Here is a 12917-nt window from a genome sequence, read left to right on the forward strand (position 1 = left end):
GAGCAACATGACAAGAAAGTAAAACAGATATCCAATTCGGGGGCGGTATGGTCACGCTGAACCTGGTGATTCCATGCTTCTTTGAAGATGAAGTGCGGCCCGAAACGACGCGGCGCCTGCTCGATCTTCTGGACGAACTCGTCGGCGACAGGATAGTCGACAAGGCGAGCGGCATAACGTACATCGATGACGGCTCTCACGATCATACGTGGGCGGTAATCCAGGACATGCACACGGCTCACTCCCGCGTGCACGCCATCACGCTTTCACGCAAGTACGGCCACCGTAATGCGTTGCTTGCGGGTTTGTTGTCCGTCGAGGGCGATTTCCTCATCAGTCTCGATGCTGATCTGCAGGACGATCTTGTCGCAATTCCCCGAATGATCGCCGAATTCCACAACGGCGCCGAAATCGTTTTCGGTGTGCGGGAGCGACGCGACACCGATAGTTTTCTCAAGCGATTCAGTGCGCGTAATGACTACCGGCGGCTGTGGCAATTCGGAGTCGAAATTCTCCAGGACCACGCCGATTTCCGGCTGATGACTCGCCGGGCCATCGATGAACTGCGTGGTTTTCGCGAGGTGAACCTGTTTCTGCGCGGGATCGTCCCGCTGTTGGGTTTCCGCGCCGCGATCGTCAGATATGACCGCCACGCGCCCTTCGCGGGCAAAAGCAAATATCCACTGATCAAGATGATCGCACTTGCATCGGACGGCGTAGCGTGCTTTTCGACCAAACCCCCTGCTTTGGAGCACCTATGTGGGGGGCGTTCTCGCAATGGCGTCACTGACGTTCGGCATTCGGGCGCTATCCATCCCGTTGTTTACCGGCCGGAGCGTACCGGGCAGGGCATCCACTGTGACTCCAATGTATTCTCTCGGCGGACTGCAGTTACTGTTTCTCGGCGTGATCGGCGGGTATATCGCGAAACATACGTTCGGAACGAAGTGTGACCGGGGGCGAGCCGGATTCGCGGTCGTGTCAGCATGAGCCGCGAAGAAAATATTCTCCGGGAATTCAAGAGGATTTCGATGCGGATCCCATATACAGGTCAGCCGTGTGATTCTCCTGTCGACGCGACGCGAATCTTGCTTCGTGCGATCTTTTTCGCGATCACGATCGCGGGCGGCGTGCTGTTCTGGCTCGCGCCACATCCGCCGATGAGCGATCTGCCTCAACATGCCGCTCAAGTTGCGATGCTGCACGATTTGCTGCTCGGCCAGTCGCCATGGCAGCAACTGCTCAGAGTCAACCTGTTCACGCCGTATCTGCTCGCTTACGGGCTGGCTACAGCGCTGTCGTTTCTCATGCCGGTCGCAGCCGCAATCAAGCTGGTGTTGACGTTGTCCTTCTACGGATTCGTTGCCACATGGTGCGCGTTCAGACGGCGCTTTCACGCGGACGAGCGCCTCGACTGGCTGTGCTTGCCGGGATTCTTCGGGTTCGCATACGAATATGGGTTCTTTCCGTATCTCGTCGCCGTCCCGGTCGGAATGGTCTTTCTGCTCACTGCGCTCGACTACGTGGAGCAGCCGTCCTTCAGGAGGGGCATCGTCCTGTTCCTCCTCGGTGTCGCTCTGTTCTTCTCGCACGGGTTGGTGTTCCTGTTCGTGAGTGCCATCGGAGCCGCGTTCCTCCTCGTCGGCAATTACCGCGACTGGCGGCGTGTCGGCCGATTGGTCTGGCCGTATGTGATGCTGGCCGCCCTATGCTTCGTGTACGGATTCCTGCATCGCGGCGTCGACCTGATGCCGATATATCCGTTCAAGGTGATATGGGGCATCAATCCGCTCGTGCGGCTTGTCAGCGCAACTACCTTGCCTTGGGGAATTGCGCCAGCCGCATGGATGCCGGCCGCCACCGTGTTCATGCTGGCCGCGCCGTTCAGCATGAGCGCCAGGTGGAGCGGGCGAGGCATGGCGTGCGTGCCACTCGCGATTGTCGTGCTGGTATTGTTCTTTGTGCCCGTGTTTGCCATAAACACGTTCTTTCTCTTTCACCGGTTCGCGCTATTCCTTCTTCCCTTTTATGCATTGAATTTCCGGTGCGCCGGCCCGCCCGATGAAGATCGTCAAGCCGCCCGCCGCCTGGCGACACTCACTGAATTTGCACTCGCTGCGGTGTGCGTAGCGTTTCTATACACGCAAGGTTTGCGTGCAATGCGCTTTGCGCTGGAAAGCGCGGATTTCGACATCATCGCTACGAAGGTGGAACCCGCTCAGCGTGCTCTGAACGTGGTATTCGACAAGGCCAGTCCGGCAGCCGGAAATGGCGTCATCTACGAAAATTTCGCGCTCTGGTACCAGGCGGATCACCGCGGGCTTGTCGACTTCAATGCAGCCTCGTTCCCGAATACGATTGTCCGCTACCGTTTGAATGCGCTTCCCGCTGTCCGTCCGTCGGACGTGGCGCCCACGCCGTTCTTCAAGACCTTCGACTGGAACAGGCACCAGGGCTGGCTGTATCGCTACTTCTTCGTCCGGCATACGTCGCCGATACCTGATGGATTCTTTGCCAATCGGGACTGCCGGGTCGTTCTCTTGACGACGGAACACGACTGGTCCGTGTATGAAACGCAATCGTGCCATCACGAGTGAACGGCGCGTGTCTGGCCGCACGGCTCGTTGGCTGTGACGCATGATGCGGATCTGGTGGGAATCCTCGTGTTTGGCGAACATGCCGGGTTCGCGCAGCTAACGGGTGCAGTGCTAATCCTTTGCGGGTTGTATCTCATCGTTCACTGATGGCCATCGAGGTGGGTGCTGTTCACGCCACGAGCAAACCCTTTTCCTCGATGAACGCGACCACCTGATCAAGCCCGTCCAGCACCTTCAGGTTGCACATCACGAACGGACGCTCGCCGCGCATCTTCTTCGCATCCGATGCCATTACATCGAGGTTTGCGCCGACGAGCGGCGCGAGGTCGGTCTTGTTGATGACGAGCAGGTCCGACTTCGTGATGCCGGGCCCGCCCTTGCGTGGAATCTTCTCGCCGCCCGCCACATCGATCACGTAGATCGTGAGGTCGGATAGCTCGGGGCTGAACGTGGCCGCGAGATTGTCACCGCCCGATTCGATGAACACGATATCTGCGTCGGGAAATCGCGTAAGCATCTGGTCGACGGCTTCGAGGTTGATCGACGCGTCCTCGCGGATCGCCGTGTGCGGACAGCCGCCGGTTTCGACGCCCATGATGCGCTCGGCCGGGAGCGCGCCCGCTACGGTCAGGAGGCGCTGGTCCTCCTTCGTGTAGATGTCGTTGGTGATCGCGACGAGGTCGTAGCGCTCGCGCATCGCTTTGCAGAGCATTTCGAGCAGCGTGGTCTTGCCGGAGCCGACCGGCCCGCCGACGCCGACGCGCAGCGGCGGCAGTTTCTTCGTCCGGCTTCTGTATGCGTGCATGTTCATGGGGATGGCGAGGTCAAGAGCGGAAGAGTCTGGAGTATTGCGATTCGTGTCGCGCCGAGAGAATGCCGAGCTGCGGTGCGAAGGTATTGAGTGCGTCGGGCGTTGTGGCGAGCGCACGCGTGACAGCTTTTTCGATCAGCGGACGCAGCGCGAAAATGATCCGCTGTCCCGCGAGCTGGCCGAGCGGCACGGCCTTCAGCGCCGCCGCCGTCTGGTTTTCGACCCAACTGAACGCGTAGGCCGCGAGTGCCGCCTCGGGCGTGACGTCGTGAGCGCTGGCCGCGTATGCGAACGCGCTGGGTTGTGCCACTGGCGTCATGTGTTCGAGCGTAGCGCGCCGCGCGGCGTCACCCCATTCGAGCTGTGCGCAGAGTTGACGCAGCGACCAGCCCATCTGCGCCGTCTCGCGGCGCAGTTCCGCCGATTCGCGGCTCGCAATGAATTGCGCGTTCGCTTCGATCAGCGCCGCGGCATCGTGTGCGTGCCAGCGCTCCATCTGATGCGCGACGAACGGTAGCTCCCCTTGCGCGAGCACGTTCGAGAGGCCGCTTTCGATCCAGCGCGCGGCGTCGTCGGCGCCCACGACCAGGTGTGCATCGATGGCCGCTTCGAGCCCTTGCGAATAACTGAATGCGCCGATCGGCAACGCCGGCGACGCGAGATGCAGCAGCGCCGTGAGATCAGCGATGCGCATGGCTGTCGTGATCGTGGCCTGGTCCGCAGCCGGGGCCATGATGGTGCTCGTGATCGTGCGGATGCGCATGCCCGTGATGCTCGTCGAACACGCGTTGCGCCAGTGCGTAGTCTTCGACGAACGTGTCGTCGTGGCCATGCCTGTGTCCGCCGCCGTAGGCGCCCGTTTCGGGCTGGAACGGCAGCGTGGCGCGCTCCACGTGCGCGCCAAGGCGCTTGAGCATGTCTTCGAGCACGGGGTCCGATTCGAGCTTCAGTTCGTCTGAACCCACTTCGACCGGCGTGTGCCGGTTGCCAAGGTGATACGCGGCGCGCGTGAGCGTGAGGCGGTCGGGCGAGCGTACGAGCAGCACGCTTTGCCCGGCGGCGATGATGCGCACGAGGCCGCCGTCGTCGGCGACCAGCATGTCGCCGTCACGCAGCACCGTGCCGCGTGGCAACACAACCCCCACCTCTTCGCCCGTGTCGAGCGTGGCTGCAAAGCGGCTCTTGCAGCGCACGTCATAGGGCAACGTGAGCGTTGGCGCGCGCTTCACCAGAACCGGCGCGAGCTTCGCATTGAGTCGTTTGTCGATCGTGCGCATGTCAGTCCTTGCCGTGGTGCTCTCAATCTCAAGTGCGTTCAGAACAGGAAATAACGCTGCGCCATCGGCAGCACCGCGGCCGGCTCGCACGTGAGCAACTGGCCGTCCGCGACGACCTGATAAGTCTCGGGATCGACGCCGATCGACGGCAGGTACGCGTTGTGAATCATGTCGGTTTTCGTCACGTTGCGGCAATGGCGCACGGCCACCACGCGTTTTTGCAGGCCATAGTGCTCCGGAACACGCTTTTCGAGCGCGAGCTGCGAGACGAACGTGAGTGAGGTTTGCGCGAGCGCGCGCCCGCGCGTGGCGAACATCTCGCGATAGTGAACCGGTTGCGGTGTAGGGATCGACGCGTTCGGGTCGCCCATCTGCGCGAGCGCGATCATGCCGCCCTTGAGCACGAGCGAGGGCTTGACGCCGAAGAACGCCGGTTCCCAGAACACGAGGTCGGCCCACTTGCCCGGCTCGATCGAGCCCACCTCATGCGCGATGCCGTGGGTGATGGCCGGATTGATCGTGTACTTCGCGATGTAGCGCTTGACGCGAAAGTTGTCGTGGCGCGCGGTGTCTTCGGGCAGCGCGCCGCGCTGGACCTTCATCTTGTGCGCGGTCTGCCACGTCCGGATGATGACCTCGCCCACGCGGCCCATCGCCTGGGAATCCGAAGAAAGCATGGACAGCGCGCCGAGATCGTGCAGGATGTCTTCGGCGGCGATCGTTTCGCGGCGGATGCGCGATTCGGCGAACGCGATGTCCTCCGCAATCGACGGATCGAGGTGATGGCAGACCATCAGCATGTCGAGATGTTCGTCGAGCGTGTTGACGGTGTACGGGCGCGTGGGATTCGTCGAGGAGGGCAGCACGTTCGGCTCGCCGCACACCTTGATGATGTCGGGCGCGTGGCCACCGCCCGCGCCTTCGGTGTGATACGTGTGGATCGTGCGACCCTTGAACGCCGCCACGCTCGCTTCCACGAAGCCGGCTTCGTTCAGCGTGTCGGTGTGGATGGCGACCTGGGTGTCGGTGGCGTCGGCCACGGTGAGGCAGTTGTCGATGGCGGCGGGCGTCGAGCCCCAGTCCTCGTGCAGCTTCAGGCCGATCGCGCCCGCGGCGATCTGCTCCTCGGCGGGCTGTGGCTGGCTCACGTTGCCCTTGCCGAGAAAGCCGAGGTTCATCGGCCAGCCGTCGGCGGCCTGCAGCATGCGCTCCAGGTGCCACGGACCCGGCGTGCAGGTCGTGGCGTTGGTGCCTGTTGCGGGGCCCGTGCCGCCGCCGAGCATGGTCGTCACGCCCGAGGCCAGCGCTTCGTCGATCTGCTGGGGGCTGATGAAATGGATGTGCGAATCGACGCCGCCCGCGGTCACGATCAGCCCTTCGCCCGCGATCACTTCGGTCGAGGCGCCGATGGGAATTGTCACGCCAGGCTGCACGTCCGGATTGCCCGCCTTGCCGATGCGCCAGACACGCCCATCCTTGACGCCGATGTCGGCCTTCACGATGCCCCAGTGATCGACGATCACCGCGTTCGTAACGACCGTGTCGGCGACTTCGGCGGCGAGGCGTTGCGACTGGCCCATGCCGTCGCGGATCACCTTGCCGCCGCCGAACTTCACCTCGTCGCCATAGACGGTGTAATCGCGCTCGATTTCGATGAGAAGTTCGGTATCGGCGAGCCGCACGCGGTCGCCAGTGGTCGGACCGAACATTTCTGCGTAGGCGCGGCGGCCGATTTTCAATGTCATGTCGGATTCCTGATGAATGTGCGTCGCGTCGGTGGCGCTCAGAGCGGGCCCATGATCTTGCCGTTGAAACCGTAGACGGCGCGATCGCCCGCGAGCGCGACCAGTTCGACGGTACGCTCCTGGCCGGGCTCGAAGCGCACGGCGGTGCCTGCCGCGATGTTCAGCCGGAAGCCGCGCGCGGCCTCGCGGTCGAACGCGAGCGCCTCGTTGACTTCGTAGAAGTGGTAGTGCGATCCGACCTGCACCGGACGATCACCCTTATTCGCCACCGTCACGGTGACGGTCGGGCGGCCCGCGTTCAGTTCGAGTTCACCGTCTTCGATCAGCATTTCGCCGGGGATCATGCGCGGCCCCATTCACAGGTTCACGGAATCGGATGATGGACGGTGACGAGCTTCGTGCCGTCCGGGAAAGTTGCCTCGACCTGGATGTCGGGGATCATCTCCGGCACGCCTTCCATCACGTCCTCGCGCGTAAGCAGCGTGGTGCCGTAATGCATGACCTCGGCGACTGTCTTGCCATCGCGGGCTGCTTCCATGAGCGCGGCGCTGATGAACGCGACCGTCTCCGGATAGTTGAGCTTGAGGCCGCGTGCGCGGCGCTTTTCCGCAAGCAGTGCGGCGGTGAAGATAAGAAGCTTGTCTTTTTCGCGTGGCGTGAGCTTCATCGTTCGGAGTCGGTTGGGACGGGCGGCGCACGGATTTGCGCCGCACCGCAGCGTAAAAGAGCCCGGTTGCGGTCGCGTTGCAGCACGCGAACGCGCAGCAAGGCGCGTGCCAGTGATGGGGACAGCCTGGATGCACCATTCGCATGGCGTCGATGCACCAGACTGCAGCGCGCGGATGATGCTGCGCCGCGATGCGGTGCGCGAGGATTCCGTCGTGGTGCGTGCGTCGCGGATCAGGTGGTCCAGAGGCGTAGCGGCGTGGGGTCGACGCCGTGGACGCTGTGGCGCAGCGCCGTCCAGCAACGCGTGAGCGTCTGTTGCAGCGGCTCCATCGATCGCGCGAGCACGCGCACGAGCAGGACGCCGGGGCAGACGCAGGTCACGCCACAGCGCAGCGCGTCATCGAACGGGAGCGAGGTGGCGAGTTGCTGCGCGAGCGCGTCGTCGCAGGCAGGACTCACGGCCCACAGCACGCCGAACGCCGGATAGCCCGCAAGGCCCTGCGGCGCATCGCGCAACGGATCGGCGGCGTCGAGCAGCGTGCGTTCGAACCAGAGCAGTTCGCCCGGCTCGTCGTCGTTGTGCTCAACGTGCTTAAGTCGCTCGACACGTGTCAGCGAGCGCAGCATGCCCGCCGACCAGCGTTCACCGGCAGCCTGGCGTCCCAGTTGCACGGCGTCCCAGCCGATGGCCGTCGCGTTCGCGCCGAGCGTCAGCGAGAACTCCAGTTCGGCGTGAGCGTGATCGAAGATCAGGTTGTTTTGGGGCAGCCAGTCGAGCTTCGCGCCGTCGCCGACATGGAGGGCAATGCGCTGGCGCGCCACGCGTCCATTCGACTTGTACCATTTCGTCGCGCCGGGCGTGGTTAGCACGGCGTGCGCGCCCTCGCCGATGTTCACGTCGATGTCGAGCCGGTCGCCGCCCGCAATCCCCGCGGGCGGATGCACGATCACCGCATGGCAGATTGCATCGCCTTCGGGATAGAGCGGCCGTTGAACGCGCAGCGGCCCCATGTGACGCCGATGTGTGAGCACCGTGCGCGCGCCTTGACGCTCGAAGCCGAGTTCGAGGCGTGCAGGCCATTCCTGCGCGGCAGTGCAACGAGACTGGAGAGACGCGGCAAGCGCGGCGTGGTCTTCGTGAAGCGACATGCTGGCGGCGGGAAGGCGGTAGGTGGCGTCGAGGATAGCATGCGCGTTCACGCCGAATGATCCTCCCTCACACCGCGATCAGGGCGCGCACGCCGTCGGCATCCATCGTCGCGCCGTTGCCGCCCGCGACGATTTCCCCGCGGCTCATCACCCAGTAGCGGTCCGCGACGGCCTTCGCGAAATCGTAGTACTGCTCGACGAGCAGCACCGTCATGTGCATCTCCTCGACCAACTGACGCAGCGTGCGCCCGATGTCCTGGATGATCGAAGGCTGGATGCCCTCGGTGGGCTCGTCGAGAATCAGCAGTTGCGGCTCGCTCATCAACGCGCGGCCGATCGCAAGCTGCTGCTGCTGGCCGCCGGAGAGATCGCCGCCGCGCCGCGCCTTCATGTCCTTGAGCACGGGAAAGAGCGTGTAGATGTGATCGGGCACGCGGGCAGGCGCGCGTTTTTTGCTCGCGGCGCCGACCAGCAGGTTCTCCTCGACGGTAAGCCGCCCGAAGATGTCGCGGCCCTGCGGCACATACGCGAGGCCATTGGCGACGCGCGACCACGTAGGCAGTTTCGTGAGGACCCGCCCGTTCCAGGCGATCGAGCCGCTTTTCGCCGGCACGACGCCCATCAGGCAGCGCAGCAACGTCGTCTTGCCCACGCCATTGCGCCCGAGCAATACCGTGAGCTTGCCCTCCGGCACGGTCATCGAGACATCGCGCAGGATGTGGCTGCCGCCGTAGTACTGGTTCAACGATTCGATTGTCAGCATGTCGATGCCTGTCGTGTACGCGGGGTGTGCGCGGGGTTTGCGGTCACCGGCCAAGATACGACTCGATCACCGCCTCTTCGCGCTTCACATCTTCGAGCGTGCCATCGGCAAGCACGGTGCCTTCCGCCATCACGGTCACGCGGCCGGTCGCGCCCGCAAGTGCCGCGACGAATTCCATGTCGTGCTCGACCACCATCATCGAGCAACTGCCGCGCAGGCGATTCAGCAGTGCGGCGAGTTCCATCGTCTCGTCGTCGGTCATGCCCGCGACGGGCTCGTCGAGCAGCAGGAGCGCCGGGCGCTGCATCAGCAGCATGCCGATTTCGAGCCGCTGCTTCTGGCCGTGCGAGAGTTCGCCCGCGAGCCGCCGCGCGTCGCTTTCCAGGCGGATCACTTCGAGCGTCTCTTCGATCTTCGCCTGTGCCTCGCGGTCGAGCCTCGCGCGCAGCGTGGCGAACCAGCCCTTGTCGGCCTTCATGGCGAGTTCGAGGTTCTCCCACACGGGATGCTGCTCGAACACGGTCGGCTTCTGGAACTTGCGCCCGATGCCCGCGCGCGCGATGGCCGGTTCGTTCATCCGTGTGAGATTGAGCGTCTGGCCGAGAAACACCTTGCCGGAGTCGGGTTCGGTCTTGCCGGTAATGACGTCCATCATCGTCGTCTTGCCCGCGCCGTTCGGGCCGATCACGCAGCGCAGTTCGCCCACGTCAATCGAGAGCGTGAGCTTGTTTAGCGCGCGAAAGCCGTCGAAGCTTACCGTCACGTCCTCCAGATAGAGGATCGTGCCGTGCGACGTGTCGATCACGCCTGGCAGGGCGACGTGGCCCATTTTCGCCACGCCGGAGAGCGTTGGCTGGTCGAAAGCGTCGGATGAATCGTGGTTGAGCGGGGCGCTTGCCAGGACGATCCGGTTCATGTGCGCTTCTCCCGCTTCGTGACGAGTTCGATGAGGCCCATGATGCCGCCCGGCAGCAACAGCGGCACGAGCACGAAGATGAGGCCGAGAAAGAAGAGCCAGTACTCCGCGAAATACGCTGTGAAAAAGCTCTTCGCGCCGTTCACGGCGAACGCGCCGATGATCGGGCCGATCAGCGTGCCGCGTCCGCCCACGGCCACCCAGATCGCCATTTCGATTGAGTTGCCCGGCGACATCTCGCTCGGGTTGATGATGCCGACCTGCGGCACATAGAGTGCGCCCGCGATGCCGCACAGGATCGCCGAGACGGTCCACACGAACAGCTTGTAGCCGAGCGGGCTGTAGCCGAGAAACATGAGCCGCGTTTCGCCGTCGCGCACGGCGGTGACGACGCGGCCGAGTTTCGACGTGACGATCGCGCGCGCCGCGAGAAACGCGAGCACGAGCGCGGCGAAGGTCATGAGAAAGAGCACCGTGCGCGTGCCCGGGTGCGTGACGGAGAAGCCAGCGATGCGCTTGAAGTCGGTGAAGCCGTTGTTACCGCCGAAGCCTGTTTCGTTGCGATAGAAGAGCAGCATGGCGGCGAACGTCATGGCCTGCGTGATGATCGAGAGATACACGCCCTTCACGCGCGAGCGGAACGTGAAGAAGCCGAACACCCACGCGAGCACCGCGGGCACGAGCACGACGAGCGCGAGCGCGTAGGCGAGATGCTGTGTGCCGTGCCAGTACCACGGCAGTTGATGCCAGTCGAGGAACACCATGAAGTCGGGCAGGTCGCTGCCGTACTTGCCTTCATGGCCGATCTCGCGCATCAGGTACATGCCGATCGCGTAGCCGCCCAGCGCGAAGAAGAGGCCGTGGCCGAGGCTCAGGATGCCGCAGTAGCCCCACACGAGATCGAGCGCGAGCGCGGCAATCGCGTAGCACATCAGCTTGCCGACGAGCGTCATCGCGTAGGCGGAGAGATGGAACGCGCTCGACTGCGGCAGCACGAGCGCGCACAGCGGCACGCCCGCGCCGATGGCGAGAATCAGCGCGATCAGCGCGTACCAGGCGCGCCGCGTGAGCAGCGGTGCGCGCGCGGGCAAACCTAGCGCAAAAATTTCGGGGCCGTCGCCGCTGTGCGGCGCGGGCGGACCAAACGTTGTGCTCGGGGACGTTGAAGTGGCGGTAGTCATGTCAGTACTCGCCGGGCCGCCCCTAGAGTGCTGACCGCCCCCTCGGGGGGCAGCGGCCGAAGGGCCCGTGGGGATAGTTTCATTTTTTATGCTTCCGCGCTACGGCCCTTCAGGGCAAAAAGCCCCTGCGGACGCTTCTGGATGAACAGCACGATCAGCACGAGCACGGCGATCTTGGCGAGCACCGCGCCCCAAAACGGCTCGATCGCCTTGCTCACGAGCCCGAGGCCGAAGCCGCCGATCACCGTGCCCGCGATCTGGCCGACGCCGCCTAGCACGACCGCCATGAACGAATCGATGATGTAGTTCTGGCCGAGATCGGGGCCGACGTTGCCGATCTGCGAGAGCGCGCAGCCGCCGAGGCCCGCGACGCCCGCGCCGAACGCGAACGCCCATGCATCGACGCGTGCGGTCCGCACGCCGACGCACGCGGCCATGCGTCGGTTCTGAGTGACGGCGCGCACGAAGAGGCCGAGGCGCGTTTTCGTGAGCACGGCCCACGCGATGCCCACGACGATCAGCGAGAACGCCAGGATCGCGAGGCGGTTGTACGGGAGGATCAGGTTGGGCATGACGGTGAGCCCGCCGCTCATCCACGCGGGGTTTTCGACTTCAACGTTCTGCGCGCCGAAGATCGTCCGCGTGACCTGGATGAGGATCAGGCTGATGCCGAACGTGGTGAGCAGGGTTTCGAGCGGGCGTCCGTAGAGATGGCGGATCACGAGCCGCTCGATGATGACGCCCACGAGCGCGGCGGCGATGAACGAGGCCGGGACCGCAAAGAGCGGATACCAGTTGAAAGCGCCCGGCGCGTAGTGCTGCACGAGCGTCTGCACGACATACGTTGCGTACGCGCCGATCATCAGGAATTCGCCGTGCGCCATGTTGATCACGCCGATGAGGCCATACGTGATTGCGAGACCGAGCGCGGCGAGCAGCAGCACGCTGCCGAGCGAGAGCCCGGCGAACAGCGTGCCCGCGATGGCGCTGCGGCGCTGGATCGCGTCCAGTGCGGCGATGCCTTCCTGCGCGGCGGCGCGCACCTGCGCATCGGGTTCGGCCCACGCGCCCGCCGAAGTCTTCGCGACGAGCGGGCGCAGCAGTTCGTACATGTCGAGGTCGTGCCGTGACGCGACGAGCTTCGCGGCTTCGCGGCGCGCGGCCGCGTCGGGATCGTGCAGCGCGCTCATCGCCCAGAGGACGTCGAGGCGGCGTTTGAGCGTCGGGTCGGTTTCCTTCGCGCGCGCGGCGTCGATCATCGGCTTCATCGCCGGGTCGGGATTCTTCAACAGTCCTGCGATTGCCGCGCGACGCGTTTCAATATCGGGCGATGCGAGCTGCAGGCCGGACACCGCGCCCGCCACTTTCGAGCGCAGCAGGTTGTTGAGCGTGACGGGCTGCGCGTTGCCCGCGATGTCGGCGGAGACGGGCTTGCCGGTGATCGCGTCGCGTGCGCTTTGTGCATCCGCGCTGTCCTGCACGAGCACAACGCCTGAATCGGTCGCGGTGACGTTGTTGTCGGCGAGCGCCTTGAGGAACTCGAGCGAGGCGGCGTCATGCGCCGCGATGAGTCTGTCGATGGCCGCGGACTTCGCGTCGAAGTCGTCGCCGCCGAGCGGTGTCACGTCGGCGGCGTCGAGTGCGTGCGCGCTTTGGCACAGCACGACGAACAGCGCCGGCCACAGCGCGCACGCGCGGGCCAACCTCTGGAGAGAGTGCACCATGATCGCTCTTTATCGAAGGGGGCCGCCGCGAAATGTCGCGCGGCGGCGGGTCTGGCTCGGGCTTGCCCGGTCTGACTCAAGCACC

Annotated in this window: 13 protein-coding genes; 2 read left to right on the top strand and 11 right to left on the bottom strand. The window is 64.4% G+C overall.

Annotation, left to right across the window (positions count from 1 at the left end; all coding sequences use genetic code 11):
- The first annotated feature begins 47 nt into the window (after positions 1-47).
- On the top strand, positions 48-953 hold the full coding sequence (locus tag D1Y85_RS05090; RefSeq protein ID WP_246024788.1) for a glycosyltransferase family 2 protein: 906 nt from the start codon (positions 48-50) through the stop codon (positions 951-953).
- Positions 954-1088: 135 nt separating this feature from the next.
- A complete protein-coding gene (locus D1Y85_RS05095) occupies positions 1089-2597 on the top strand; it encodes a glycosyltransferase family protein (protein WP_124149959.1) in 1509 nt (502 codons plus the stop codon).
- Positions 2598-2766: 169 nt separating this feature from the next.
- Here D1Y85_RS05095 and ureG read toward each other — a convergent pair whose 3' ends face one another.
- The 11 genes from ureG to urtB all read right to left on the bottom strand — a co-directional run bounded on the left by ureG (position 2767) and on the right by urtB (position 12832).
- Entirely contained in the window at positions 2767-3408 is a 642-nt protein-coding gene (gene ureG / locus D1Y85_RS05100) for an urease accessory protein UreG (protein WP_124149960.1), read from the bottom strand.
- Positions 3409-3421: 13 nt separating this feature from the next.
- Positions 3422-4102, bottom strand: coding sequence for an urease accessory protein UreF (locus tag D1Y85_RS05105; RefSeq protein ID WP_124150196.1), 681 nt, complete (start codon positions 4100-4102; stop codon positions 3422-3424).
- Positions 4089-4685 (bottom strand): urease accessory protein UreE, encoded by a 597-nt coding sequence (gene ureE / locus D1Y85_RS05110; protein WP_124149961.1) that lies wholly within the window; start codon positions 4683-4685, stop codon positions 4089-4091. Before ureE ends, D1Y85_RS05105 begins: the two co-directional genes overlap by 14 nt.
- A 38-nt stretch (positions 4686-4723) precedes the next feature.
- A complete protein-coding gene (gene ureC / locus D1Y85_RS05115; protein ID WP_124149962.1) occupies positions 4724-6430 on the bottom strand; it encodes an urease subunit alpha in 1707 nt (568 codons plus the stop codon).
- A gap of 38 nt (positions 6431-6468) precedes the next feature.
- Positions 6469-6774 carry an urease subunit beta gene (locus D1Y85_RS05120; RefSeq protein WP_124149963.1) on the bottom strand — a complete coding sequence of 102 codons (306 nt, stop codon included), beginning with the start codon at positions 6772-6774 and terminating at the stop codon, positions 6469-6471.
- A 20-nt stretch (positions 6775-6794) separates the two neighbouring features.
- Positions 6795-7097, bottom strand: a complete 303-nt coding sequence (gene ureA / locus D1Y85_RS05125) for an urease subunit gamma (RefSeq protein ID WP_124149964.1) — start codon at positions 7095-7097, stop codon at positions 6795-6797.
- Positions 7098-7330: 233 nt separating this feature from the next.
- Complete coding sequence (locus D1Y85_RS05130; protein WP_124150197.1) at positions 7331-8248, bottom strand: urease accessory protein UreD; 918 nt, start codon at positions 8246-8248, stop codon at positions 7331-7333.
- A 67-nt stretch (positions 8249-8315) separates the two neighbouring features.
- Positions 8316-9011 (bottom strand): urea ABC transporter ATP-binding subunit UrtE, encoded by a 696-nt coding sequence (gene urtE, locus D1Y85_RS05135; RefSeq protein ID WP_124149965.1) that lies wholly within the window; start codon positions 9009-9011, stop codon positions 8316-8318.
- A gap of 43 nt (positions 9012-9054) precedes the next feature.
- On the bottom strand, positions 9055-9927 hold the full coding sequence (gene urtD, locus D1Y85_RS05140; RefSeq protein WP_124149966.1) for an urea ABC transporter ATP-binding protein UrtD: 873 nt from the start codon (positions 9925-9927) through the stop codon (positions 9055-9057).
- Positions 9924-11108, bottom strand: a complete 1185-nt coding sequence (urtC, locus tag D1Y85_RS05145; RefSeq protein WP_124149967.1) for an urea ABC transporter permease subunit UrtC — start codon at positions 11106-11108, stop codon at positions 9924-9926. Before urtC ends, urtD begins: the two co-directional genes overlap by 4 nt.
- Before the next feature lie 86 nt (positions 11109-11194).
- Positions 11195-12832: an urea ABC transporter permease subunit UrtB gene (gene urtB / locus D1Y85_RS05150; protein ID WP_124149968.1), complete on the bottom strand. Its 1638-nt coding sequence runs from the start codon at positions 12830-12832 to the stop codon at positions 11195-11197.
- Positions 12833-12917 lie beyond the last annotated feature (85 nt).

The organism is Paraburkholderia dinghuensis (assembly GCF_003837865.1).
Lineage (GTDB): Bacteria > Pseudomonadota > Gammaproteobacteria > Burkholderiales > Burkholderiaceae > Paraburkholderia > Paraburkholderia dinghuensis.